This window comes from Sorangium sp. So ce204 (assembly GCF_051526795.1).
GTDB lineage: Bacteria > Myxococcota_A > Polyangia > Polyangiales > Polyangiaceae > Sorangium > Sorangium cellulosum_B.
Map to the genome: position 1 here is coordinate 9,827,890 of NZ_CP150317.1, position 24,348 is coordinate 9,852,237.

Consider the following 24,348-nt stretch of genomic DNA (forward strand, 5'->3'; position numbering starts at 1 on the left):
CCAAAAATGCGCCAGAAGACGCCAGAATTTTATTGTTTTCTTGGCGTCTTCTGGCGTGTCTTGGCGTCTTCTGGCGTCCCATTCTCATGGTTGCCAAGCGGATCGGTGTTCTGGACACGCGTGGGCGCCGAGCATGACGCAAGGAACTGGGAGCGACTCAGCGCCGGCGACAACACCAGACCACTTTCCAGCTCGAGCGTGCCTGTAAGCGAGTCGATCTTCATGCGCGACAGCTATCCCTCGTCCCGCGCGCCTCCCTCCTCAGGACGGCTGCGCGGGGCCGAGCTCTCCCTCCGGATCGACGGGCAGCTCCACGATGAACGTGGTCCCTGAGCCCAGCTGACTGCGCAGATCCACGCGCCCTCCGTGCGCTCGCACGATCTCCCGGACGAGGTACAGCCCGAGACCGAGGCTCTGCGCCTGATGAAGCCCCGTCGCGCGCTCGAACGCCTCGAACACGCGCCGCTGGTCGGCCTCGGAGATCCCGATGCCCTGATCGGAGACCGAGAGGCGAGCGACGGCCCCGTCCCCGTCGGCGACGATCAGGACCGGCTTTCCGGCGCCGTACTTCATGGCGTTCGTGAGCAGGTTCGTCGCGACCTGCTCGAGCCGCAGCCGATCCCACTGGCCCACGACGGCGCGCTCCGCCTGCACGTGGAGCGCACATCCAGCCAGCTCGGCCTGCTCGCTCAGCCGCCCGACGACGTCCCGCACGAGGCCCGCCAGGTCCACCGGCTCACGCGTCAGGGCGAGCCGCCCCTTCTGGACGCGCGAGAGGTCGAGCAGGCTGTCGATCAGCAGGTTGAGCCGGCCGAGCTGGCGCTTGAACGACGTGAGGGACGACGACAGCCAGGACGAGGAGACCGTCTCTTGCTGCTTGATCGATCGCGCGAGCGCGTCGAGCTTCAGATGGAGGCCTGTCAGCGGCGTCTTCAGCTCGTGGGCGAGGAACGCCGTGCGCCGCTCCGCGGCCTCCGCCGCCGCCCGCGCCTCGCGCTCCCTGGCGAGCAAGAGCGCGTTCTCGAGGGAGATGGCCGCTTGCGTGGCGAGCAGCTCGAGGGCGAGGAGCCGCTCGGGCGTGAACGCGTGTGTGGTGACGTTGTTCTCGAGGTACAGTAGACCGAGCACCTCGGCCTGCCGCAAGATGGGGACGCAGAGGACCGACCTCGGAGTGTGCCGGACGATGTACTCGTCCCCCGAGAACCTGCCCGCCTTCGCGGCGGCGTCATCGAGGAGCACGCGCTCCTTGGTGAGCCGCACATAATGGAGGAGCGAGGCAGGGAGGAGCGGAGAGGACGACACCGGCAACGACTGGAGGACCCTGGTCACGGTGCCCTGTCGCTCCTCGATCGCGGCCTCCGCCTCGATCGTCAGGTCGCCGTCCCGCACCAGGATGAGGCAGCCCTTCTGGGCGCCTCCCTGCTCGAGGACGAACTCGAGCAGGGTTCGCAGGAGCTTCTCGAAGAGGATCTCGCCCGAGATCGTCTGCGACGCCTTGACGACCGCGAGCACGTCGAGCAGCTCCGTGCGGGCCGCGAAGGTGGCGGTCGGCTCGAGCGGCCGCCGCTCGAGGAGCTGCGAATACCGCTGCTCGAGCTGCTTCACCTTGCCGTCAGCCCCCCAGCGCACGTAGCACGAGCGGGCCTCGCGCAGGTACGCATCGGAGAAGCGCTCGAACCCTCGCGCTCGATAGAACCGAGACGCGAGCTCGTAGGCGAGCGCCTCGACGTGGACGAAGCCGCTCTCGCGCGCCGCGCGGATGGCCTCTTCATAGAGGCGCATCGCGTCGAGGTCCCGGCCCTCGATGCGGGCGGCCTCGGCGGACACCAGGACATAGCGGCTCCGGAAGTTCTCGGGGCAGCTTTCGGCCCAGCGCCTCAGCTTCCGGAGCGCCTGCTCGAGCGTCTCGGCGAACCGCTGCCGCTGCTCGGCCGGCGCCTCCGCGTGGAGCGCCGTCACCGTGAGCGCGTGGTAGAAGTGGTGCGTCGCTTCCATGACCAGAGACGCCGCCTGCCCCTGCATCAGCGCGGCGGTGGCCGCGGACTCCAGCGCTTCGGCGTGACGCTCGTGCGTGAACGCGGCGACCTGCTTCATGATATGAACCATCGCGATCCCGAGGCCGAAGCCCGCCTTCTGGAGGACCGCGAGGGAGCTCGCCTCGTCGAAGTCGCCGCCGTCGAAGCTCGTGGGCGCCCGCGTCGCTCCCTTCAGGCTCGCGGCGAGCTGCTCTTCGAGCCGGACCACGTTGTACACCACGTCGTTGTGGGTCTGGCGGGCGAAGGCGGTGTATTTCCGCGCGACCTCGATGACGCGGTCGAGCGGATCGCCGTTCTCGAGGACGACCCACACCATGTTGTACGTCAGGTAGCCGGCAAAGATGAAGTCTCCGACCTCGAGGCAATCGAGGAACGCCCTGTCCATGAGCGGCAGGCTCGTCGCGTAGTGCCTGTGCCAGATGCTGATGACGCCCGCGTGGTGGAAGAGTAGCCTCCCCTTCAGCACGGCGGTGACGCTCTTGAATCTCTCATTCAGCCTGAGCGCCATCTCGGAGAACTGGAACGCACACGGGGCGTCCCCGAGGATGGACACCATGACCCCGGCGTAACAACTGTAGACGAACGAGGACTCCTCGGCGTGCCCGTGCAGCAGAGAGGCGTTCACCCCCTTGGCGGTGATCAGCGGCCAGAGCGCCGGTCGCACACCGTAGACGAGGGGGCTCGATTCGGCGACAAGCGCGATGAACGCCCGCACGTCCTCGTCGGTCGCCACGGGCGCGTCGACGAGATCGGAGATGCGCCGCCCGCGCAGGGAGATCGGGACCTGCCGGATCTCGGCCTCCATGGCCGCCTGGATCTCCTCGTCAGCGTCCGGGAGCGTCGCCCCGTAGAGCCGCAGGGCCTCGATCATGATCGTCATGGCGTCGCGGTGCCGTCCGGCGATCTGGTAGAGCCGCATGCGCAGCCGGTGGGCCCTGACCCGGTCGGGCCTGGAGCGGGCGTTCTGGAGGATCAGATCGAACAGCTCGTCGGCCGGCTGGAAATTGCCGGCGATGGACTCGCATTCGGCGAGCTCCAGGTGGAGCTTGAGCGTGTCCTCGTACCGCGCGCTCCAGGCGTCCTGCGGCAAGAGGGACGTCGCCTGCGCCAGGTAGCTGCGCGCGGAGGCGTAGGCGACCGAGGCCTTCGCCTTGATCCCTGCCAGGAGGTTGAGCCGGCAGAGCGCCTCCCTCTCGCGTGGATCGGTGATGAGGTGGGCGCCGTGATTGAGCTGGGTCGCGACGTCGAAGGCTCGCTCCTCGACCGCGCCGCCGGGCAAACGAGACACGAGGCGCCGGCCTATCTCGAGGTGCACGGCGGCCCGCCGGGCCTCCGGGATGAGCGAATAGGCCGCCTCCTCGACGCGGTCGTGGAGGAACTTGTAGGTGCCTTCGTGGTGGAGGACGAGCCCCGCGAGGATGGCCTGCCAGACCTCCGCGTGCAGCGCCTCCTCCGAGCGGTCGCACGCTATCGTCAAGACGCCGACCTCCGCGGCGCTCCCGAGGCAGGCGAGCTGCTTCAGCGCCTCCTGGGTGCCAGCGGGGAGCCGCGCGAGCTTGTCGACCATCAGCTCGACCACGTTGTCAGTGAAGCCCTTGGCGCGGATCTTCGCCATGTCCCACCGGAAGGCGCCCGCGCGCGGGTCGAGCTCGATCAGCTGCTCTTCGTGGAGGGCGAGGAGAAACTGGATCGCAAAGAAGGGGTTGCCGGCCGTCTTCTCGTGGACCAGGGCCGAGAGCGGCGCGGCGTCCTCGGGGCGGCATTGGAGCATATCGCTGACGAGCATGGACAGGTGCTCGCGGGAGAGCGGGCCGAGCACGAGCTCCTGGACGTGCGCGCCCTCCCTCCTCGCCTCGTGCAGCGCCGTCATGAGCGGGTGCGAGGGGGTCACCTCGTTGTCGCGGTACGCGCCGACGACGAGGAGGTGGCCCGTGTCGAGGTGCGTCACCAGATCCTGCAAGAGCGCGAGGCTCGCCGAGTCGGCCCACTGGAGATCGTCGAGGAAGAGGACGAGGGGGTGCTCCTTCCGGGCGAACACGCCGATGAAGTGCCGGAAGACGGTGCGGAACCGGTTCTGCGCCTCGACCGGCGGCACCTCGGGAGCCGGCGGCTGCGGGCCGATGACCAGCTCGAGCTGCGGGATCAAGTCCACGATGAGCTGCCCGTTGACCGTGAGGACCTCGAGCAACCGCTGCTTCCAGGCCGCGATCCGCTCGCTGTCGGCGAGGAGCTCGAGCACGATCTCCTGAACGGCCTGCACGATGGTGGAGTAAGGGATATCGCGCTTGTGCTGATCGAATTTCCCCGAGGCGGAGAACCCACGCTCGCCGGCGACAACCTTGTCCAGCTCGTGGACCAGCGTCGACTTGCCGATGCCGGAGTAGCCCGAGAGGAGCACGAGCTGCGGGGATCCGGCGTCGACCACGCGCTCGAAGTCGCGCAGCAGCGCCGCGATCGCCTCGTCGCGCCCATAGAGCTTCTGCGGGATGCGCAGGCGGCCCGACGCGTCCTGCTCGCCCAGCGGGAAGGGCGCGACGTTGCCGTCGCGGCGCCATGCGTCGAAGCACCGTTTCAGGTCATGGCCGAGGCCGCGGGCCGTCTGGTAGCGCTCCTCGGGCATCTTCGCGAGGAGCTTGATCACGATGCGCTCGACCGCCTCCGGCACGTCGGGGACCACCTCGGACGGCGCCGCGAACGCGCGGGCGACGTGGCAGTGGATCCATTCGAGCGGGTCGCGGGCGTCGAAGGGCAGCTTCCCCGTGAGCATCTGGTAGAACGTGACCCCCAGGGAATAAAGATCGCTGCGGCTGTCGATCCCACGGTTCATCCGCCCTGTCTGCTCGGGCGACATGTAAGGGAGGGACCCTTCGATGAGGCGCGCCGGCCCCACGGCGTGCTGTTCGCGTGAGAGCCATGAGGCGAGCGCGAGATCGGCGATCTTCACCTCGCCGGTGGCAGGGATGACCAGGATGTTCGCGGGCTTGAGGTCTCTGTGGACGACGCCTCGCTGGTGGATGTCGAAGACGGCATCCGCGATGCGGACCGCGAGCTCGAGGAACCTGCCGATCGCCATCGGCGCGCCGAGCAGGCGATCGAGCGGCTCAGCGCCTGGGTCATCCATGATGAGGGCGAGCGCCCCGTCGTACATCTCGAGGGCGAGGGGCCTGACGAGGGCGGCCACGTCGAGCATCTTGCCCGTCTCGTACTCCCTCTTGAGCCGGGCGAGGTCCTTCGGCCGGCAGCTCCTCGGGTCGAGCACCTTGAGGACCACCGGATGGCCATCGGCGTTTCGAACAGCGCGGTACACGGCGGTGCCGCGGCCCTCGTGAATGGTCTCGGAGATCGTGTACGGAAAGGGAGGGGACGGGCTCGTCATGCGGGCGATGGGCAAGGCAGCCTCGGCAGCGGCGGCAGAAGCCCTCTCCCGGACAACGTATACCATTCCCCGCCCCCGCATCATGGCCAGCGTCGCGGACGATCCGGCGCGGATCCGCGTCAGCCGGCGGGCTCGGCCGCGCGCGGGCCCGAGGCGCCGCCGCCAGGCCGCCTCGGCCGAGAGCCGCTGCGTTCAACGCGCCTCAGGCGATCGAGGCCGGCACGCTCGACGCCCCGGGCGTGCGGGCTATCGGGCGCACGTCGTTCCAGGAGAACCTGCCGGCGCAACCCTGGCGAGCGATGGAGTCCGCCAGGTCACCTGGCATATCACCGTTACCCTCCGTGCATCTACACGGTCATTTCGGTCAGCACCGCGCGCTGGCCGCCGAAATAGTCCTGGGGCGCGCAGCCGAGGGCGCGCGTGAAGACGCGGTGGCATTGCGCATAACTCCCGAACCCGACGGCGTACGCCGCGCGCGCGAAGCTCGCGCCGCGATCCACCTCGGCGATGAACTGCATCAGCTTGAGCCGCGCGCGGTACTCGACGACGTTCACGCCCACGTCCTTGCGAAAACGCCGGCTGATCCCGCTCTCGCCCGTGCGCAGGCGCGCCGCGAGGGCCGCCCCGGGGAGATTCGGATCGAGCCGCAAGAGCTCGAAGATACGGCGGCTTACCACGTGGGGGAGCGGCACGTTCGACAGCGACCGCTCGAAGAGCTCCGCGAGGCGATGCTCCACGACCGAGATGTCGCGCGCTCGGTCGAGCGCGCCGAGGAGCGCGAGCTCGCCGGCGAGCACGGCCGGCGCGAGCTGCACAGCGTCGAGCGCGACCTTCGACGCGGCCCCCGCGACGCGAGCCCCCAGCTCGGGGCGGAGCGCCGCGACGTACAGAACGAAATCGCTGCTCTCCTCGAGGAGCGCGTGATCTTGCCCCGGCGCGAAATAGAGCAGCGTGCCCGCCACGAGCGGCACCACGCGCTTTCCCACGCCCATGATGCCCGTGCCGCGAGCGACGAGGTTGATCTCCGGCTCCTCGTGAAAATGTCGGGGCCGACGGTACTGCGGCTGGTGACGGAAGACCTGGGCGCGCCGGCCGGCGAGCATCGGAAAGGGCTGGAACAACGCGGGCCGAGCGCTCAAGGCCAGGTCAGTGTGCGGCAGCGGGGACGCGGACAGGAAGCAAAAAATGCGAAGCGCTCTCGCACCCGGTGCGCCACGTGGAGCTCATGATGTCTTCGACGCGCTGCACGGTCGCTTTGCTTCTGTTCTCCGCATTCACCGCGCTGGCCTGTGACGACTCCAGCCAGCCTTCGGGCTCGGCGACGGGGGCTGGTGGGGACGGCACCGGCGCGGGGGCTGGCGGTGGTTCCAGCGCCGGAACGGGTAGCTCCGTGGCGGGGGCTGGGGCTGCGGATGGCGCCTCCAGCGCCGGAGCCGGCGCGGGTGGCGCAAGCGGCGCGGGTGGCGCAAGCGGCGCGGGTGGCGCAAGCGGCGCGGGTGGCGCAAGCGGCACGGGTGGCGCAAGCGGCACGGCGGGTGGCACAGCAGCGGCAGGCGCCACGGGGAACGGCGGCTCAGCGGGCGGCCCTCCCCCGGCCGAAGAGGCCTTCACGCTGCTCTTCCGCGACGATTTCGATCGGCTGGACGCAGCGCGCTGGCAGCTGATGACACATTCCTGGACGGAGAATCTGGCGCTGTTCTCGCGATCCGCCGCGACCATCGAACGTGGTCAGCTGGTGCTCCGGCTCACGCCGGCCCCTCAGGGCACCACCGACAGCTCCGGAGCCGCCAAGTCCTTCCTGGGCGCCGAGGTTCGCTCCGTCGACTCGCTCACGTACGGGCGCGTGCGCGCTCGCGTCAAGTTGGCCCGAGGGTCGGCGGTCATCTCGTCCCTGGTCACGATCTACACCCCCTGGCCAGCGGACAACTGGAACGAGCTCGACATCGAGTGCCTAGGGGCCGATCCGAATGACGTGCAGTTCAACGCCATGGTGTACACCGGCGCTCCGGTACGGCCCCCGGTGACGCAATCCGTCAGTCCGACCCAGCATCCGCAGAAGGTGGACCTCGGCTTCGATCCGAGCGAGGACTTTCACACGTACCAGATCGAATGGACACCGTCCGGCGCCCGCTTTTCGGTCGACGACGTGCTCCGACACGAGTGGACGGAGCGCATCGACCTCATGGTGCTGCCGCAGAACGTGCTCATGACGATCTGGGCGTCGTCGAGCGCGGCCTGGGCCGGCGCCGTGACGGCCGAGACGGGCACGGCGAGCGCGACCTACGATTGGATCGAGCTCTATCGGTACACGCCTTGATCGGGTCGCGAGACCAGGCCGCTCCGAGCGCGTGAGCTCACGCGGTTCGACCCGAGAAGGCGCGAAGCGAACGCCTGGGTGCGGGGCGGAGCCCCGACGGAACCTGCGCGCGCCTGTTAGCGACGCGACAACATGGGCGGAGCATCGCTGTTCTCCGCAGCGGCTGCGGTGGTTCAGGGCGACGCGCGCGCTGACATGCCTCTCGCGATCGGATACTGCTCGAGGCCATGTCGCGCCGCCGTTCTGCCGTCATGATCGCCGCTGTCTCCGCCGTCATGCTCCCTGCCGTCCCGCTCGCGTGTGGGGGCGATCGCGCGCTCGACGCGGGCCAGGGGAAGGGCACGAGCGGCGCCGGGACGGCAGGCGCCGGTGCTGCTGGCGGCGATACCGCAGGCGCTGGCGGCGAGGCCGCAGGCGCTGGCGGGGCAGGCGCTGGCGGGGCGGGCGGCGGTGCGCAGTACGTGAACGTGCTCTGTCCGACCTCGTTCACGTTCAACGCGCCTCCCGGGGCCACGGATGTCCGCGTCGCCGGCGAGTGGAGCGGCTTCGATCTCGGCGCTGCCCCGCAGCTGCAGGGCGGTACGCAGGGCCGGCTCACGGCCACCGTCGACCTGCCGCCGGGGCTCCACGGCTACAAGATCGTCTATCGGTCCGGCGGCGAGATCTCGTGGGTGCTCGACCCGGCGGAGGGGCGCCGCAAGTACGTCGACGGGGTCGAGAACTCGGCCGTCAAGGTCCCTGACTGCCGCCTCCCGTCGTTCTCGGTCGCGTCCAGCCAGGCGACGCGGCCTGCCGCCGGACAGGGCGCCTTCGAGGCCCGGCTCGTCTACCGGGACGGCATCGAGGGCGCGGGCCCCGAGGCGGCCGCGTTCGAGGCGGTGCTGCAGGACCAGGACGGCGAGGCGCGCCCGCTCACGGATCAGGAGCTCTCGGTCGACGCGCGCGGCGACGTGCGGATCCAGCTGGGAGGCCTCGGCGACGGCAAATACCGCGTCACCCTCCGCGGGGCGACCCGGAGCGGCCGCGCCGGTGAGCCGCTCCGGCTTGTGTTCTGGGTCGAGGCCGAGCCGTTCTCCTGGGAGGACGCGCTCATCTACATGGTCGTCACCGATCGTTACCGCGACGGCGATCCGGCCTTGAACCCGCCCGCCACGCCGGGCGCCGATCCGCGGGGCGACTGGGCCGGCGGGGATCTCGAGGGGCTGCGGCAGGCGATCGAGGACGGCACGCTCGACGCGCTGGGCGTGCGGGCCATCTGGCTCACGCCGTTCCAGGAGAACCCCGCCGGCGCCTACCCGGCGAGCGATGGAGTCCACCAGGTCACCGGATATCACGGTTACTGGCCCATCAAGGCGCGCGAGGTGGATCCGCGGCTCGGCGGCGCCGGGGCGCTCCGCGCGGTGGTGGCCGAGGCGCACCGGCACGGGATCCGCGTCCTCCAGGACTTCGTGGTGAACCACGTCCACGAAGATCACGAGTACGTCTCGTCTCACCCGGAGTGGTTCAGGACGGGGTGCGTCTGCGGGACGGACGGGTGCGACTGGACGTCGCACGCGCTCGATTGCATGTTCGCGAGCTACCTCCCCGACGTGGACCACACGGTGCCCGAGGCCAACGCCGCGTTCGTGGCGGACGCGATCCACTGGCTCGACGCGTTCGATCTCGACGGGCTCCGCGTGGACGCCGTGAAGCACGTGGAGGAGATCGCGACGCGCAACCTCGCCGCGGAGGTCCGCGAGGCGTTCGAGCCGGCCGGCACACGTTATTTCCTGATGGGCGAGACGGCGATGGGCTGGAGCGACTGCGCCGACCCGTGCAACGACGAGAACTACGGGACGATCGCGAGGTACATCGGCCCTCAGGGGCTCGACGGCCAGCTCGATTTCGTCCTCTATCACGGGGTCTCGTACCGGACGTTCGGCTGGGGCGAGGAGGGCATGCTGCACGCCGCGTACTGGGTCGAGCACGGGCAGCGGCGGTGGCCGGAGGGCGCGATCATGACGCCGTACCTCGGCAGCCACGACACGGCCCGGTTCGCGACGATCGCCGACTACCGCGACGAGGCGGGGCCTCGCGGCCGGGAGGTCCCGGGCCGCCAGTGGTCGGACACCGCGGGAGCGCCCGAGTCGCCCGAGGTGTACGCGCGGGCGCGCCTCGCGATGGCGTGGCTCCTGGGCCTCCCGGGCGCGCCGCTGCTCTATTATGGCGACGAGTACGGCGAGTGGGGCGGCGCCGACCCGAACAACCGCAGCCTGTGGCGTCCGGAGGAGGATCTCACGGCGGACGAGCTGGAGACGCTCGATTTCGTGCGCGCGCTCGGGACCGCGCGCCGGGACATCCCCGCGCTCCGCCGCGGCGCCTACGTGAACCTCACCGCCACGGAGGACACGCTGGTCTTCGGCCGCCGGCACGGCCGGGGGGAGTCCGCCGTGGTGGCACTGACGCGCGCGGGGACGGAGCAGCTCATCTCGGTCGAGGTCGCTCAGGCGCTCGGGCTCCCGCCCGGCACCGAGCTCAGGGACGCGCTCGGCGGCGCGAGCGAGGTCGTCTCCGCGACCGGCGTGCTCTCGATGAGCGTCCCGCCGGGCGGGGCGGTGATCTTCGCGCCGTGATCGCTGGCAGGCCGGCGGGAGCGGGCTGCGGCGGCGAGCGCGGGCGCAGCGGGAGCGGCCAGGCGCCTGGACGAGCGCGGGAGGACGCGGCGACTCCCGCGCTGTCCGATTGAGCTCCGCAGCCGCCCCGGGTATGTCGGAGCGGTACGACATGCAGCCGCCCGACGCGAGCCAGTTGCCCGAGGAGCTCCGCGCGCCGCCCCCGCGCCCCTGGGCGGCCTTGCGGCACGTCCGGCATCAGCTGGCTGGCGTGGGGTACTCGCTGCTCTTCTGGGCGGGGTTCGTCGGGATCGGCTCGTTCTTCCGGCACATCGATCTCGTCGCGATGCTCCTCGGCTTCTCGTACGCCGTCATGCCGGTCGTGCTCCTGTATCAGGCGCTGGGCAGCTATGCCGCGTGCCGCCTGGCGCTCCGCGGCGCGCCGTCGGCGGCGCACATCTACGAGGGAGCCGTCGTGACGAGGTACGGGACGGTGAACATCTGGCACGTCGTCGTCGCCGGCCAGCACGTGCGGATTCGCGCGAACGCGCCGCTCGACAAGAGCGTTGTGGTCCTCGTGACGCCCGAGACGCGGAGCGGCAAGCGCCGAATCGGGGTCTATCATCCCCGGTTCGGGATCTGCACGTCGCTCGTGTGAGCCGCGCTCGCGGCGCTGTTGTTGCGGGCGTACCCGCGTGAGACATTCACCAGCATGCGAGCTGGGTCGGGTCTTCGCGTGGGTCTTCGCGTGCTGGTCATGGCCGTCCTGGTGCTGGCCGTTGTGGGGTGGATTGGCGCGCTCGGGTGCGCGGCAGGGCACGACGGCGCGGCGGCAGCGGCGCTCGTGCAGCGCCGGTTCCCGGCGCAGGCCGCCGAGGTGCTGGGCAGCGGCGCTCCCGGCGCGCCTGTGGCGACCGGCGGCGGCTTCGCGCTGGGCGCGCCTGGCCTCTCGGGGCGCGCGCCGCGGCTCCAGGCCGAGCTGCCGCGCGACGGCGGCGGCTGGATGCGGCTCTCGGTCGCCGCTGGCTTCGAGGTGCGGGTGCGCGAGGCCGGCGCGTCCGGCCCGGGGGCGGTGGTCGACGGCGCGCTGATCTACGGCCGCGCGGGCGGCGCGTCGTTCTGGCGGGCGGCCGCCGGGGGCATCGAGGAATGGCTCACCGTGGCGCCGGGCGCCGTGCCGGCGGGTGAGCCCGCGGCCGTCTGGGAGGTCGACGGCGCGGCGCTGCGGCAGCGCGGCGAGGCCGTCGAGGTGCTGGACGCCGCAGGCACGCCGCGGCTGCGCGTCACGGCGCCGCGAGCGTTCGCGGAAAGCGGGCGGCCGATCGCGGCGCGCCTCGAGGCGCGCGGGGCGGCGATCGCGCTGCTTGTCGAGGCGTCGGATGAGCTCCTGCTCGTGGATCCGCTGTGGCGCCCCATCGGCGCGATGGGCACGAGGCGGGACGCCGGGCACACGGCCACGCTGCTGGGCGGCGACGACGGGCGGGTCCTGGTCGCCGGCGGCTATGGCGGCGAGAGCTATCTCGCGAGCGCGGAGCTGTACTACCCGGCGGACGACAGCTGGGCGCCGGCGCAGCCGATGAGCGAGGCGCGCAGCCGGCACGCCGCCCTGCTGCTGGCCAGCGGGCAGGTGCTGGTCGTGGGTGGCTGGGGCAGCGACGGCGTGTTGATGAGCGCAGAGCTGTACGACCCGGCGGAGGACCGCTGGACGCCGACGCGGCCGATGAGCGCCCCGCGCGAAGGGCCCACGGCGACGCGGCTCCGCGACGGGCGGGTCCTCGTCACGGGCGGCCTCGACGGGGAGCTCGCGCTGGCCAGCGCCGAGATCTACGACCCGGCCGAGAACATCTGGACCGCCGCGGCGCCGATGAGCGTTGGCCGTTACCAGCACACGGCGACGCTGCTCGGCGACGGGCGGGTCCTCGTCACAGGCGGAGCCGAGTGGGAGGGCGCGCTGGCCAGCGCCGAGATCTACGACCCGGCCGAGGACATCTGGACCGCCGCGGCGCCGATGCGCGTCGCGCGCCAGGAGCACGCGGCGACGCGTCTGAACGACGGACGCGTCCTCGTCACGGGTCGCTCAACGAACGGCCGGTACGGCGAGGGCGAGGAGGAGGAGGAGGAAGAGGGAGAGCGCTCGAGCGCGGAGATCTACGACCCGGCGAGCGACAGCTGGGCGCTCACGCCGCCGATGAGCGTCGGGCGCACTCGCCACGCCGCGACGCTGCTGGACGGCGGATCGGTCCTCGTCACGGGCGGGTCCGCGTCGTCCGAGTCCGGGCCCCTGGCGGGCGCGGAGATCTACGATCCGGCGGCAGGCTCGTGGAAGAACGTGCCGGCGATGGTCGCGGGCCGCAGCGCTCACACCGCGACGCTGCTCCCGGGCGGCGAGGTGCTCGTGACGGGCGGCAACCAGGAGTCCGAGGTGAGCGCAGAGCTCTACGACCTGACGGGCGTGAGCCCATGGTCGGAAGCAGCGCCGATGTTCGACGCGCGCTACGACCACACGGCGACGTTGCTGAGCGACGGGCGGGTCCTCGTCGCGGGCGGCTACGGAACTTCCTATGTCAGCCTCTCGGGCGCGGAGCTCTTCGACCCGGCGCGGGAAGCTTGGGGCGGGGCGGAGGCGATGAGCGACCCGCGCAGCGCGCACACGGCGACGCGGCTGAACGATGGGCGGGTCCTCGTCGCGGGCGGCCAAGGGATCGACTATGTCAGCCTCTCGAGCGCGGAGATCTTCGACCCCGACACGCGCGGCTGGAGAGCGGTAGAGCCGATGATCACGGCGCGCCAGCTTCACACGGCGACGTTGCTGAGCGACGGGCGGGTCCTCGTCGCGGGCGGTTATGGGGCCGACTATACCAACATCTCAAACGCGGAGATCTTCGACCCCGACACGGGCACCTGGTCGAAGACAGAGCCGCTACGCACCGCGCGCCAGAGCCACACGGCCACGCTGCTCCGCGACGGGCGGGTCCTTGTCACAGGCGGCGTCGGCGCCGACTATTCCAACCTCTCGAGCGCGGAGATCTTCGACCCCGACGCGGGCACCTGGTCGGCGACGGAGCCGATGAACGACGCGCGCCAGAGCCACACGGCCACGCTGCTCGATGACGGCCAGGTCCTCGTCGCAGGCGGTTATGGGGCCGACTACGTCAACATCGCGGCCGCGGAAACGTATGATCCGGCGACCGATCGCTGGACGGCGCGGGCTCCCATGGGCACCGCGCGCCAGAACCACACGGCGACGCGGCTCCAGGACGGGCGGGTTCTCATCGTGGCGGGCATCGCCGGCACTTACGGCTATGAGGGTAGCGCGACGGCGGAGGTGTACGACCAGACCACCGACAGCTGGTCTCCGGCAGAGACGATGTACTTCCAGCGATCCAGCCACGCGTCGACGCTGCTGAGCGATGGCAGGGTCCTGGTCACCGGCGGCGACGGGCCCGGCGGCATCCTCGCCGGCGGCGAGCTCTTCGTCCCTGCCCTCCCCGGCGCTCCCTGCGACACCGACAAGGACTGCGCCGGCGCTTCCTGCGTCGACGGCGTCTGCTGCGACACCCCTTGCGCGGGCGCGTGCATGGCCTGCTCCGCCGCGAAGAAGGGCGCCGGCCCCGACGGCGCATGCGGGCCCATCCAGGCCGGCGCCGATCCGGACGACGAGTGCGCCGCGGAGCCCGTCTCCTCCTGCGGCACCACCGGCTTCTGCGACGGCCGCGGCGGCTGCCAGCTGCAGGCGCAAGGCGCCCCCTGCGGCGCGGCCTCGTGCAGGGACGCCTCCGAGCTCGTCGAGGCCCCCCTCTGCGACGGCCGCGGGGTCTGCGCCGAGGGCGACACGCGTTCTTGCGCCGAGTACCGCTGCGTCGCCGGCGCCTGCCTCACGGGCTGCACCTTCGACACCCAGTGCGCCGACTCGGCCTACTGCGCCGCGACCGGCGGCGACTGCCTGCCGAAGAAGCCCGTCGGCGCCGCGTGCTCGCTCCCGAAGGAGTGCCTCAGCGGGCAGTGCAGGGCCGGCGCCTGCGAGCTCGACACCGACGAGGACGGCATCGCCGACAGCGAGGACAACTGCCCTCTGGTCCCGAACACGCTCCAGGCCAACACCGATAGTGGCCTGCCGGCGGGCGATCTCCTCGGCGACGCCTGCGACGACGACGACGACGCCGACGGCGTCGCCGATACGGTGGACAACTGCCCCCTCGTCGCGAACCCCGACCAGGCCGACGTCAACGGCGATGGGGTCGGCGACGCCTGCGATTGCGACAGCCCGCGCAAGCCCGACGGCAGCCCCTGCGACGACGGCAACGCCTGCACGCAGACCGATACCTGCCAGAACGGCGCCTGTGTCGGCGGCGATCGCTTCGTGTGCCCGCAGCCCGACACCTCCACCTGCAGGCGCGCCGTCTGCGCGCCGGCCACCGGCGCCTGCGAGAGGCGCTACAAGCTCGACGGCGCGCCCTGTCCAGGCGGCGAGTGCATCGCCGGGGGCTGCTTGCTCGCGGAGGCCGCCAGCGGCTCCGGAGGCGGCGCGGGGGGCGAGGGCCAGGGCGGCAAGGGTGACGGCGGCGGAGGCCAGGGCGGCGGCGGCCAGGGCGGCGACGACGCCGCGAGCGGCTCTGGCGGGTCCGGCGGCACCGGCGGCAACGCCGGCGGCGCGCCTCCGGCGCCTGCTCCGGAGGGGAGCGCCCCGCCGCGCGCGCACGGCAACGGCTGCGCCGTGGCCCGCAGCGCCGATACTGACCCGGGCGGCTCGTCCGCGCCCTGGCTCCTCCTCGCCGCGCTGCTCGCCGCGCGCTCCAGGGGGTTCCGCAAGGCAGCCTGATCCACCACCGCGCACCGAGTTCTCGCGGGTCGTGCGCGTCCGGCAGGCTCCCGGGCGGTTCGGTCATGCCTCGCTCACGCACAGCCAGGGACGAACTTGGGCCTCTTTCCTGGCAACGGCGCACGAGGAGAAAAAAAAACATCAGCAGTATCAATAGCGTCGGCTTGCCCCTCGGCCGGGCCCTCTTCCCGTGTGGCCCAACGCGGGCCCAATCGGCGCCCCCTTGGGCCTGTTCAGCGCCCACGTCGGCGAGGGCGGCAGCGTCGCCCCGGGCCAGCCGGAGCGGCATTCGATGCGAAAAGTGCGGGAGGTTCTGCGGTTTCAGCATGAGCTCGGTCGGAGCGAGCGGCAGATCGCGGCGGCGGTGGGCATCGCGCGCAGCACGGTGGGCGAGTACCTGGCGCGGGCGACGCCGAGGTGGAGCAGCGCCTGTTCCGGTGCGTCGGCGGGAAAGAGCCGGCCGCCCGGGCGCCGATCGATCTCAACTGGGTGCACATGGAACTGCGGCGCGCCGGCGTGACGCGGCAGCTGTTGTGGGCCGAATACCAGCAGGCGATGGCGGCGGAGCCGTCGGGGGACAGGCCCTACCTGGTCGATCGCGAATGGACCGAGCGCGAGAATCGCCGCATCGGCCGGCGCATCAAGGACGCGAAGCTCGGCATGCAGGCCTGCGTGGAGGACCTGTGGTGCGACCCCGCCCGCGGCCTCGACAAGTCCGTTGCGCGCGCGCTCGGCACCTGCCAGTGGGAGCGCGCCAAGCAGAACGTGATCGTCATCGGCATGACCGCCCGGGCGACGTTCGAGACAGAGGCCCCTCTCGCGCGCGAGGCGCCCAGGCAGCCGCCCGACAGTGAGGCGGCCGAGCTGCTCGCGCGCTATGTGCAAGCGTAGGAGGCCAACGATCTGACGCTGCTCGCGGCCGTGCTGCGCGACGACGCCTTCTTGACCATGCCACCCCTGCCAACCTGGTACGCGGGCGCGAGGCCATCGTGAGCTTCGCCGCGCACAAGCCTTGCGGCGGAGCAGACCGGCTGCGCCTTCTGCCCGTGCGTGCCAACGGGGCGCCGGCCTTCGTGGTCTACCGGGCGAGAGCGACCGCGCCTTCCGCCCCATCGGGCTGCATGCGCCGTCGCTCTCGCCCGGGGGGTGGCGGCCATTTACGTCTTCATGGTTGCCGGCGGGCGAGCTCGAGCGCTACGGCGCGCCGGCGCTGCTGCCCGGCTGAGGGCAGGCAGGGCCGCGTCAAAAAAACGAGGGCGACCGATGAGTTTTCGCCGCCGACCCGGTCTCAAGGGGAACGTGCCTCGAAGCATGGGGCACCCACCTCGACGGGAGCACCGACGATGAAACTGTACGAATTTGCACCGACCCGATCAATTCGTGCCCGCTGGACGCTGCAAGAGCTGGGGGTCGACTTCGAAGCCATCGAAGTCAACCTCGTCACGGGCGATCATAACCGCCCCGAATTTCGCAAGATCAACCCCGCCGGCAAGGTGCCCGCGCTCGTCGACGGAGACTTCGTGGTCACCGAGTCTGTGGCGATCGCGCTCTATCTCGCGGAGAAGTACCCGCAAAAGCGCCTTTTGCCCACCGATCTACGGCAGCGGGCCGAGGTCGACCGCTGGCTTTTGTTCACCGTGACCGAACTCGAGCAGCCGCTCCAGCGCATCGTCAGGCACACGTCGATCTACCCCGAGGCGCTGCGCCTGCCTGCCGAGGTCGACCTCGCCGGCCGCGAGTTCAAAGAGATGGCCGCGGTGCTCGAGGGGCACATGCAGGGCCGCCAATTCGTTGTGGGCGACGGCGTCACCGTCGCCGACTTCGTGCTCGCCTACACGCTCGACTGGGGAAACGAGGTCAAGCTGCTGGGCGATTGCCCCAAACTTATCTCTTACATGGAGCGAATGTACGCCCGCCCCAACGCAGCGCCGCGTATCGCACAGGCCGTGGCGAGCCTCGCGGCCAGGTAGGTCGCCTTCGCCCGCGCCACCCGGGCTCCGAGCAGAGCGCCTTTTGAATCCAGAGCAAAGCCAGCAAGGTGCGCGCCTCGACTTTCCCGTGGGCGAGGGCGCCCGCTCCCGCCGTCGTTGTGGGTCAGCGGCTCCGCAGCGAACAGCTGCTCGTCCTCCGGTGGCGCACACCTGGCGCCGGTGTCCCCTGCGCGGGAGCACGGCCGGGAGCACGGCGACCCAGGCCTCCGCGCTGGCCGACGCGAGCAGCGCGCCATCGGCGACCAGGGACTCGATCGCCTTCAGGCAGGCGTCGAGCTCGGCGGCGGTGAACGGCCGGCCTGCGCCGACGGATTCGCTCTCGGAGCTCATCGAAGCGGCGGTGCATCGCACGCGGGCGCCCTCCCGCGAACCGGCGCGCCGGGACCGCGGCCGGGCGAGGCGCTTGACTCCGCATCGCGCCCGCGCTTCTACCCGCGGGGCAGCTCCGGCGCGAGGGAAGAGCTCGACAGGCGCGGGGCGCTCGCGTGGCCGGCTGGGTCCAGCCGGAATCGTATCTCCTTCAACAACGAACGGCTCACTTGACCGAGGGGCATGTCACATGAACTGGGATGGAGCGCGCGCCACGCTCAATGAGACGAAGGCACCGAGCGGCTACGAGCTGGTGCAGCTCCGGCGAGCCGATGTCCCCGCGCTGGTGGAGGACCTCCGCGGGTGGTACCCGGACATCGTCGTCGGCGCCGAGTCATGCCACCTGACGCCGGAGTTCTACTACGAGCAGACGATGCTCGCGGACGTCGCCGAGGACCGGCCGATCCTCCCTATCGTCGCGAAGCACCAGGGCGCCATCGTGGCGATGACCACCTTCGAGAAGAACCCGAGCGCGAGGACCATCACCTGCCGGATGGGCGCGATCGCTCCGGCGCATCGCGGCGCGTCCCTCGCGCTCCTCGGCCCCATGCTGCTCGAGAGGCTCGGGCGCGCGATCGGAGCAGAGCTCGCGTTCTACTTCGCGACGTTGAAATCACCCCATCAGCAGGTCCTGGCCGAACGGCAGAGATACACGCTGGTCGGGATCATGCCGGCTCACGATCGCGACATGGTCCGGCCGGGTGAGGTGAAGCGGGTGTACGAGGCGATTTACGCCAAGGTGCTCGTCTCCGACGACGCCATCGAGGTGCCGGCGGGCAGCGCGCTGACGGTCCGGACGCGCGCCGTATGGGCGTCGCTCTTCGGCTCGCTTCCAGCGTGACGACGAGGCGCCGGCCGGCACCTCGCTCTTTCAGCGTCTCGAGCGGCTCCCCACCGCGACGGGCTCGGGGCCTACATCGAGGACAACACGCCCCCGCCGGGGAGGATGCGTGCAACTGCGCGCCTGGACGCGTACTCTCGCTGCATGGCACGTCCTCACCTGCTCCCCTTCACCGTGGTGTCGATCGCTGCGCTCGCAGCCTGTGACCGCTCCGAGTCCGCGAGCACGCCTGCGTCCGCAGGCGCGACCGCCGCGGCCGCGCCGGCTGCGCCTGCCCCGAGCGGCGCGTCCGCCGCGGCGCCGGCGGCGAGCTGCCCGGCGGGCAAGTGGGAATACGACTATGCCGATATGTTCCTCGAGACGCTGGCGCGCAGCTCGTCGGGCGCGCGCGTCGTCAGCGAGCGCGGGAAGTACATCTGCACGTTCAACGGCAACGAGCGTGGCAGCTACGTGTGCGAGACGAGCGAGGGCGGCGTCGAGAACGTATTCGAGGCGCCCACGGCCGGGATGGCCCTGAGGATCACGCTCAAGATGAACGGCCGCTCCAGCGCGGATTACGAGCCCGCGGGCCCTGGCCGCTGGAAGACGACGCGCGCCGACATGAGCGGGCTGCGCGTCGAGACCAAGGCCACGCTCGGCGGCCGCGACATGCCCGTGCCCGCGACCAACGCCTTTTCAGGCATGGACCGCCCCGGAACCCTCTTCGAGTACCGCTGTGAAGGCGACGTGTTCAAGCTCAAGCCCATCGTCGAGGGCATGGCGACCGACTTCATCACGATGAAGCGCGTGCCTTAGCGCCTGTCCCGGGGCAGGGCGGACCGAGCCAGGCGGCCGAGGTCGGGTGCAGCGCCAGACGCGGCGAGGAGTCCTCGCTGTGATTGCGGAAATTGAACAGGGAGACGGGGAGATCGGCGGGATTTTACTCCCCGTCTCCTCGCCTCCCTGTGAATTTTCCCGAAAAATTCGAGCGGGCGCTTCAGATCGCCGACTTCACGAGGCGCAGCCGCTTCTCGGCCTGTCCCCGCTCGCTGAGCCGCAGCTCCGAGGCGGCGGGCGCGCGGCGCCGCACCGGCTGGTGCAGCCTGGCGCTCGCCAGGATGGCCTCGCACAGGTCGCCGAACTCGTAGCCTGCGGCCTCCGCGATCTTCGGCAGGAGGCTTGTCTGGGTCATGCCAGGCAGGGTGTTCACCTCGAGCACGTACTCGTTCTCTCCGCCGGTCACCAGCAGGTCCACCCGCACCGCGCCCGTGCACCCGAGCGCCTGGGCCGCCCGCTCCGCCAGGTTCAGGACGCCGCGGTAGCGGGTCGGCGGGAGGCGCGCCGGCATGTGGTACTCGGTCATGCCCGGCGTGTACTTGGCCTCGTAGTCATAGAGCCCCTTCTTCGGGACGATCTCGATCGCGCCAAGGACCTTCCCGTCCAGGATCCCCACGTTGACCTCGGTCCCCGCCACGAACCGCTCCACGATGGCGGCGTCGTCGAACTCGAACGCCAGCGCGAGCGCCGACTTCAGCTCCTCGAGCGACCCGACCTTGGTCACGCCGAGGCTCGACCCCTCGCCGCGCGGCTTGACGATGACGGGGAACCCGAACGAGCCATGGACGGCATCGAGCTCCTCGAGGTCCTGATTCGCACCCACAGTGTAGTAGGGAGGCGTCGGCACGTTGTGCAGCCGGAACATCTCCTTGGCCTTCAGCTTGTCCATCGCAAGGGCGCTCCCGAGCACGCTCGACCCGGTGTACGGAATCTGGGCGAGCTCCAGGACGCCTTGCACGCACCCGTCCTCACCGAGACGTCCGTGCAGTGCCAGGAACGCCGCGTCGAGCCGCGCGCGCTGCAGCGTCGCGCAGAGCTCCGCGCCGAACCTGTCCCCGAGTGTGATCCGCACGACATCGTACCCGCGGGCCTCGAGCGCCTCGGCGACGGCCGCGCCCGAGCGCAGGGACACGTCGCGCTCACCCGACGAGCCGCCCATCACGACGCCCACCCGCTTCCGGACTTGCCGCTCCACCATCGAAGAACCTCCGTCGCCTTCCCGTGCGGACACCAACACCACGTCAGCTCCTTCCAGTACAGTCCAGCTGCCGGAGAGGTGCTGCGCAAAAATCAAGCCAGCTGCTCCCAAGGCCAAAATCCGCGGCCTTGTCAGCGGAGGGCGCTATTCCTGAGCTGTGGTTGAGGAAAACCGCGCCCGCCCGCCGTGTTCACCTGCCCACGGCGTGCCGACCGCCAACCCGGTATCAAGGCCGGCGGCGGAGGTCAACTAAACGGAGCGATCACGCCGTCGAGGGAGACGGGCGCGGCTGGGGCCATCTCGCGGCGTATTCGGCAGTCCGCGGCCACGGCGGGGCAGCTCCGCGCGCGCTCTCCCCCCCGCGCGGCGGCGCAGGCGCGTCGGGCGCTTCGCACCTGGCGAATCGACGGCGCAGCACCCGAGATCCGGCGCGCGAGATCCTCTGAAAGGCGACCGCGCTCTCGCCTGCTCGCGGCGCCGGCGGCGACCGAGCGAGGCACTCGCCTGCAGATGACATGATAATTCTTCGCCCCTCCCCGCAAGTGGTTGCAAGCGGGAGTGACCGTCATTCCGGCGCGGGAGAGCGCTTTTCTGCTCCGGCGCGTTACACCCTTTGGTAGGCTGTCTCGGCCCATGCGGAGAACACTTGGCGCCCATGGGCCAGGTTCGATCCTGCGGAGTTCCCCGGCTCGGTTGCGGAGGACACCTGCAGCGGCCTCGTCAAAAGACCCGTCGAGCGTGAGCTCTCGAGGTGCCAGGGTAGGGTTGCCCGCGTGCTCGTTTCCGACCTTGTCGCCACCACCGAGCGTGTCGCCGCGCTCTCTCGCCGTGTCGAGAAGATCGGCGCGTTCGCCGCGCTCCTGCGCCGCCTCTCGCCCGCGGAGGTGCAGATCGGCGTCGACTGGCTCACCGGTCGGCTGCGCCAGGGGCGGCTCGGCCTCGGGCCTTCGGTGTTCGCCGAGGCCCGCCGGGCCTCTCCCTCCGTCGCGCAGCCTGCGCTCACCCTGGGGGACGCCGACGCGGTCTTCACGGAGATCGCGCGCGCCTCGGGGCCGGGGGCCGGAGGGGAGCGCCGCGCGGCGCTGGCGGGGCTGTTCGCGCGCGCCACCGATCGCGAGCGCGACTTCTTCGCGCGGCTCCTCGCCGGCGAGCTCCGCCAGGAGAGGCTCGAGCCGGTCATGGTCGACGCGGTGGCGCGCGCGGCGCGGGTGCCGCCGGCCTCGCTGCGGCGCGCGGTGATGCTGGCCGGCGACGCGGCGGAGGTGGCCAAGACCGCGCTCCTCGAGGGGGCGCTCGGCCTCCAGCGCTTCTCGCTGCAGCTGCTCCGCCCCGTGCAGCCGATGCTGGCGCAGTCGGCCGAGGACGTCGCGACGGCGCTGAGCGAGCTCCGCGCGATGGCGCTGGAGTGGAAGCTCGACGGCGTGCGCGTGCAGGCGCACAAGGCCGGCGACGAGGTGCGCGTCTTCAGCCGCGGCCTCGGCCCGGTGACGAAGGCGGTCCCCGAGATTGTCGAGATCGTCCGGGCGCTCCCGGTCCGCTCGGTCGTGCTCGACGGCGAGGCGCTCACCTTTCGTGCGGACGGCGGGCCGCATCCGTTCCAGGTCACGATGCGCCGCTTCGGCCGCGCGCACGACGCGGCCGCGCTGCGCGCCGAGCTGCCGCTGCGCGCCCTGTTCTTCGACGTGCTGCACCTCGACGGCGAGGATCTGCTCGACCGGCCCGGCAGCGAGCGCACGGCCGCGCTCCGGCAGGTGCTCGACCGGTCGCTGCGGGTCCCGCGCATCGAGCTGCCGACGGCGGCCGAGGCCGAGGCGTTCTTCGCCGACGCGCTCGCCCGCGGCCATGAGGGCGTGATCGCCAAGTCGCTCGCCGCGCCCTACGAGGCGGGGCGGCGCCGCGGCTCGTGGCTCAAGGTGAAGCGGGCGCGCACCCTCGACCTGGTGGTGCTCGCGGCCGACTGGGGGACCGGCCGGCGCCGGGGGCTGCTCAGCAACCTCCACCTCGGGGCGCGCGATCCCGCGGCCGGGGGCTTCGTCCTGCTCGGCAAGACGTTCAAGGGCATGAGCGACGAGGTGCTCGCGTGGCAGACGCAGCGGCTGCTGGAGCTCGAGATCGGCCGCGACGCAGACACGGTGTACGTGCGGCCGGAGATCGTCGTCGAGGTCGCCTTCGACGGCGTGCAGGCGAGTCCGCGGTACCCTGGGGGGGTCGCGCTGCGGTCTGCGCGGGTGAGGAGATACCGGCCTGACAAGGCTGCAGGGGAGGCCAGCACGATCGACGAGGTGCGGGCGATTCATGCGGGTGCGCTCGCGCGAGAGGCTGCCGAGAAGGGGCAGGCGGAGGGTGGAGGAGAGGAGCTGGAGGAGGACGGGTGACGCTCGAGGCGAGCCGTCCGTCTCAGAGCGGCAGGCGCGCGAGGAGGAAGCCGAGCCAGCCCTCACGCTCCTGTGCCTCGGTGAGGCTCATCACGGTCATCAGGTGTCCTTTCGCGTCCGTACCCGGCGCCTCCGGGGAACCGCGCCTCCCATCGTTTCTGAGGGCTCTCGATCGTCTGCGGGCGAGGTTCGCCCTTGCTGCTATTGAAGCGCGCCGCGCGAAGGTGGGTCGTCGAAGCAAGCTCCGTCGAGATCGGTCGACAGCGCCGCGAGCGGCGTCCCGCTGCTCACGGCGGGGCTGTCCGGCTTGAGGTGAACATCCCCGCCGGCGACGTCGACGAACCCCGGATCGATCCCCGCGATCGAGCCTTCCTCCGTCAGCGGCGACCCGACCGGACTCGACGCCTTCGGATCGTCGACGGCGTACCATAGGTTCGTTTGCAATGAATTCGTCATCAGCGTCGGGAACGGCGTGGAGGACGGGATAAATTCCACCGCCCCGACGTCGCTGCGGCGATAGTACGTGATGTTGTTGACGAAGCGATTGTCCTCCGTCGTCCGGAACACGTACCCTCCGAGCTCGTCCGCCATCCCGCGGAAGTACGACAGCAGGCTGTGGTTCGGGAACACGATGGTGTTGTTGGCGACCAGGCACCCCACACAGCCGTTGAAAGAGACCCCCACGCCGGGCGCCACGATCAGGTTTCCGAGCACGCGTACGTCCTGCACCTCGATGTTGTCGACCCCCGGCACGAGCGGCGGGCGAAACTCCTCGGGCGACACGATCGTGCCGAGCCTGACCCCGTAGCCCCCGATGGTATCGAAGATGCGATTGTTGCGGATCTCGACGTCCGAGCTTCCGCCCCCGAGCACGACGGCGGCGCCGCTCGTCCCGTTGACCGCGTTGCCGGCGACCACGCCGCGGTGCGAGCCGATGATCTCGAGCCCGTCAGACGTGTCCAGGGCGACGATCTCGCTGTCCAGCAGCCAGAAGTCGTGGACCCCGGCCAAGCGCACAGCCGCGGCGTTATATGTGTCGACGTCGCGCACTGACACGCGCTCGACGGCGACGAATTGCGTCGCCGTCGGATCGGCGTACACCTCGCCGTCATCGACGATGAACGCGGGGATATCCTCTCCCGAAGGTGCGATATGAGCGAGCTCGAGGTCGTGCACCACCACGTGGCGCAGCCGCGAGAAGTGCAGGATCGGGGTCCCACCGGCGAATACCGGCCGCTCCTCCCCCGGCGCACCGCCGATCCAGATCGGCGCCTCGGCGGTGCCGGCGACGTCGCTGATCTGTTCGGGCTCGTACGTGCCGGCGTGGATCCGCACCGCCGTCCCCGGAGTCGCCGCGCTCACGGCCGCGGCGACGGTCGAGCACGGCGCCTCCTCCGTCCCGCAGCCCGCGGCGTCCGTCCCTCCGGGAGCCACGTGGAGGAACACCACCGGCTGCTTGCCAGCCGCGAAGTGGGGTGGTTTCGCGCATTCCACCGGCTCGCCGGACGGCTCTGCTCCACCGCCGCCCTCACTCGGACCGCCGCCCTCACTCGGGCCACCGCCCTCACTCGGGCCACCGCCCTCACCCGGACCGCCGCCCTCACCCGGACCACCGCCCT

The 24,348-nt window shown here is 71.0% G+C and carries 14 protein-coding genes; 9 read left to right on the top strand and 5 right to left on the bottom strand.

The features are described from left to right. Positions 1-29: 29 nt before the first annotated feature. The 3 genes from WMF22_RS36880 to WMF22_RS36890 all read right to left on the bottom strand — a co-directional run bounded on the left by WMF22_RS36880 (position 30) and on the right by WMF22_RS36890 (position 6,533). Complete coding sequence (locus WMF22_RS36880) at positions 30-224, bottom strand: hypothetical protein (RefSeq protein ID WP_437294617.1); 195 nt, start codon at positions 222-224, stop codon at positions 30-32. 37 nt (positions 225-261) lie between these two features. Next, a complete protein-coding gene (locus WMF22_RS36885) occupies positions 262-5,412 on the bottom strand; it encodes an AAA family ATPase (protein WP_438032794.1) in 5,151 nt (1,716 codons plus the stop codon). A gap of 347 nt (positions 5,413-5,759) precedes the next feature. Then, positions 5,760-6,533 (bottom strand): helix-turn-helix domain-containing protein, encoded by a 774-nt coding sequence (locus tag WMF22_RS36890; protein WP_437294619.1) that lies wholly within the window; start codon positions 6,531-6,533, stop codon positions 5,760-5,762. A gap of 542 nt (positions 6,534-7,075) precedes the next feature. Here WMF22_RS36890 and WMF22_RS36895 point away from each other — a divergent pair. The 8 genes from WMF22_RS36895 to WMF22_RS36930 all read left to right on the top strand — a co-directional run bounded on the left by WMF22_RS36895 (position 7,076) and on the right by WMF22_RS36930 (position 19,135). Beyond that, positions 7,076-7,729, top strand: coding sequence for a glycoside hydrolase family 16 protein (locus tag WMF22_RS36895; protein WP_438032795.1), 654 nt, complete (start codon positions 7,076-7,078; stop codon positions 7,727-7,729). 251 nt (positions 7,730-7,980) lie between these two features. Further along, entirely contained in the window at positions 7,981-10,341 is a 2,361-nt protein-coding gene (locus WMF22_RS36900; RefSeq protein ID WP_438032796.1) for an alpha-amylase family glycosyl hydrolase, read from the top strand. Positions 10,342-10,492: 151 nt separating this feature from the next. Then, entirely contained in the window at positions 10,493-10,978 is a 486-nt protein-coding gene (locus WMF22_RS36905; RefSeq protein ID WP_437294622.1) for a hypothetical protein, read from the top strand. 78 nt (positions 10,979-11,056) lie between these two features. Beyond that, positions 11,057-15,139, top strand: a complete 4,083-nt coding sequence (locus WMF22_RS36910) for a kelch repeat-containing protein (protein WP_438032797.1) — start codon at positions 11,057-11,059, stop codon at positions 15,137-15,139. Positions 15,140-15,556: 417 nt separating this feature from the next. Next, positions 15,557-16,030 (top strand): ATP-binding protein, encoded by a 474-nt coding sequence (locus WMF22_RS36915; RefSeq protein WP_438032798.1) that lies wholly within the window; start codon positions 15,557-15,559, stop codon positions 16,028-16,030. Between the two features lie 452 nt (positions 16,031-16,482). Next, on the top strand, positions 16,483-17,109 hold the full coding sequence (locus WMF22_RS36920; protein WP_438032799.1) for a glutathione S-transferase family protein: 627 nt from the start codon (positions 16,483-16,485) through the stop codon (positions 17,107-17,109). A gap of 580 nt (positions 17,110-17,689) precedes the next feature. Next, positions 17,690-18,340 carry a hypothetical protein gene (locus WMF22_RS36925; protein WP_438032800.1) on the top strand — a complete coding sequence of 217 codons (651 nt, stop codon included), beginning with the start codon at positions 17,690-17,692 and terminating at the stop codon, positions 18,338-18,340. 144 nt (positions 18,341-18,484) lie between these two features. Then, a complete protein-coding gene (locus WMF22_RS36930; RefSeq protein ID WP_438032801.1) occupies positions 18,485-19,135 on the top strand; it encodes a hypothetical protein in 651 nt (216 codons plus the stop codon). A 181-nt stretch (positions 19,136-19,316) separates the two neighbouring features. Here the strand turns inward: WMF22_RS36930 and WMF22_RS36935 are convergent, their stop codons facing one another. Further along, positions 19,317-20,354, bottom strand: coding sequence for a D-alanine--D-alanine ligase (locus WMF22_RS36935; protein ID WP_437710644.1), 1,038 nt, complete (start codon positions 20,352-20,354; stop codon positions 19,317-19,319). A 773-nt stretch (positions 20,355-21,127) separates the two neighbouring features. Between WMF22_RS36935 and WMF22_RS36940 the strand changes: the two genes are divergently transcribed. Further along, entirely contained in the window at positions 21,128-22,729 is a 1,602-nt protein-coding gene (locus WMF22_RS36940; protein WP_437294629.1) for an ATP-dependent DNA ligase, read from the top strand. A 201-nt stretch (positions 22,730-22,930) separates the two neighbouring features. Here WMF22_RS36940 and WMF22_RS36945 read toward each other — a convergent pair whose 3' ends face one another. Continuing rightward, a complete protein-coding gene (locus WMF22_RS36945) occupies positions 22,931-24,175 on the bottom strand; it encodes a hypothetical protein (protein ID WP_438032802.1) in 1,245 nt (414 codons plus the stop codon). Positions 24,176-24,348 lie beyond the last annotated feature (173 nt).

Coding starts and splice junctions, on each gene's coding strand:
- WMF22_RS36920 (WP_438032799.1), top strand. CDS start 16,483: ATGAAACTGTACGAATTTGCACCGACCCGATCAATTCGTGCCCGCTGG.
- WMF22_RS36935 (WP_437710644.1), bottom strand. CDS start 20,354: ATGGTGGAGCGGCAAGTCCGGAAGCGGGTGGGCGTCGTGATGGGCGGC.
- WMF22_RS36905 (WP_437294622.1), top strand. CDS start 10,493: ATGCAGCCGCCCGACGCGAGCCAGTTGCCCGAGGAGCTCCGCGCGCCG.
- WMF22_RS36930 (WP_438032801.1), top strand. CDS start 18,485: ATGGCACGTCCTCACCTGCTCCCCTTCACCGTGGTGTCGATCGCTGCG.
- WMF22_RS36895 (WP_438032795.1), top strand. CDS start 7,076: ATGACACATTCCTGGACGGAGAATCTGGCGCTGTTCTCGCGATCCGCC.
- WMF22_RS36880 (WP_437294617.1), bottom strand. CDS start 224: ATGAAGATCGACTCGCTTACAGGCACGCTCGAGCTGGAAAGTGGTCTG.
- WMF22_RS36900 (WP_438032796.1), top strand. CDS start 7,981: ATGATCGCCGCTGTCTCCGCCGTCATGCTCCCTGCCGTCCCGCTCGCG.
- WMF22_RS36885 (WP_438032794.1), bottom strand. CDS start 5,412: ATGACGAGCCCGTCCCCTCCCTTTCCGTACACGATCTCCGAGACCATT.
- WMF22_RS36925 (WP_438032800.1), top strand. CDS start 17,690: ATGAACTGGGATGGAGCGCGCGCCACGCTCAATGAGACGAAGGCACCG.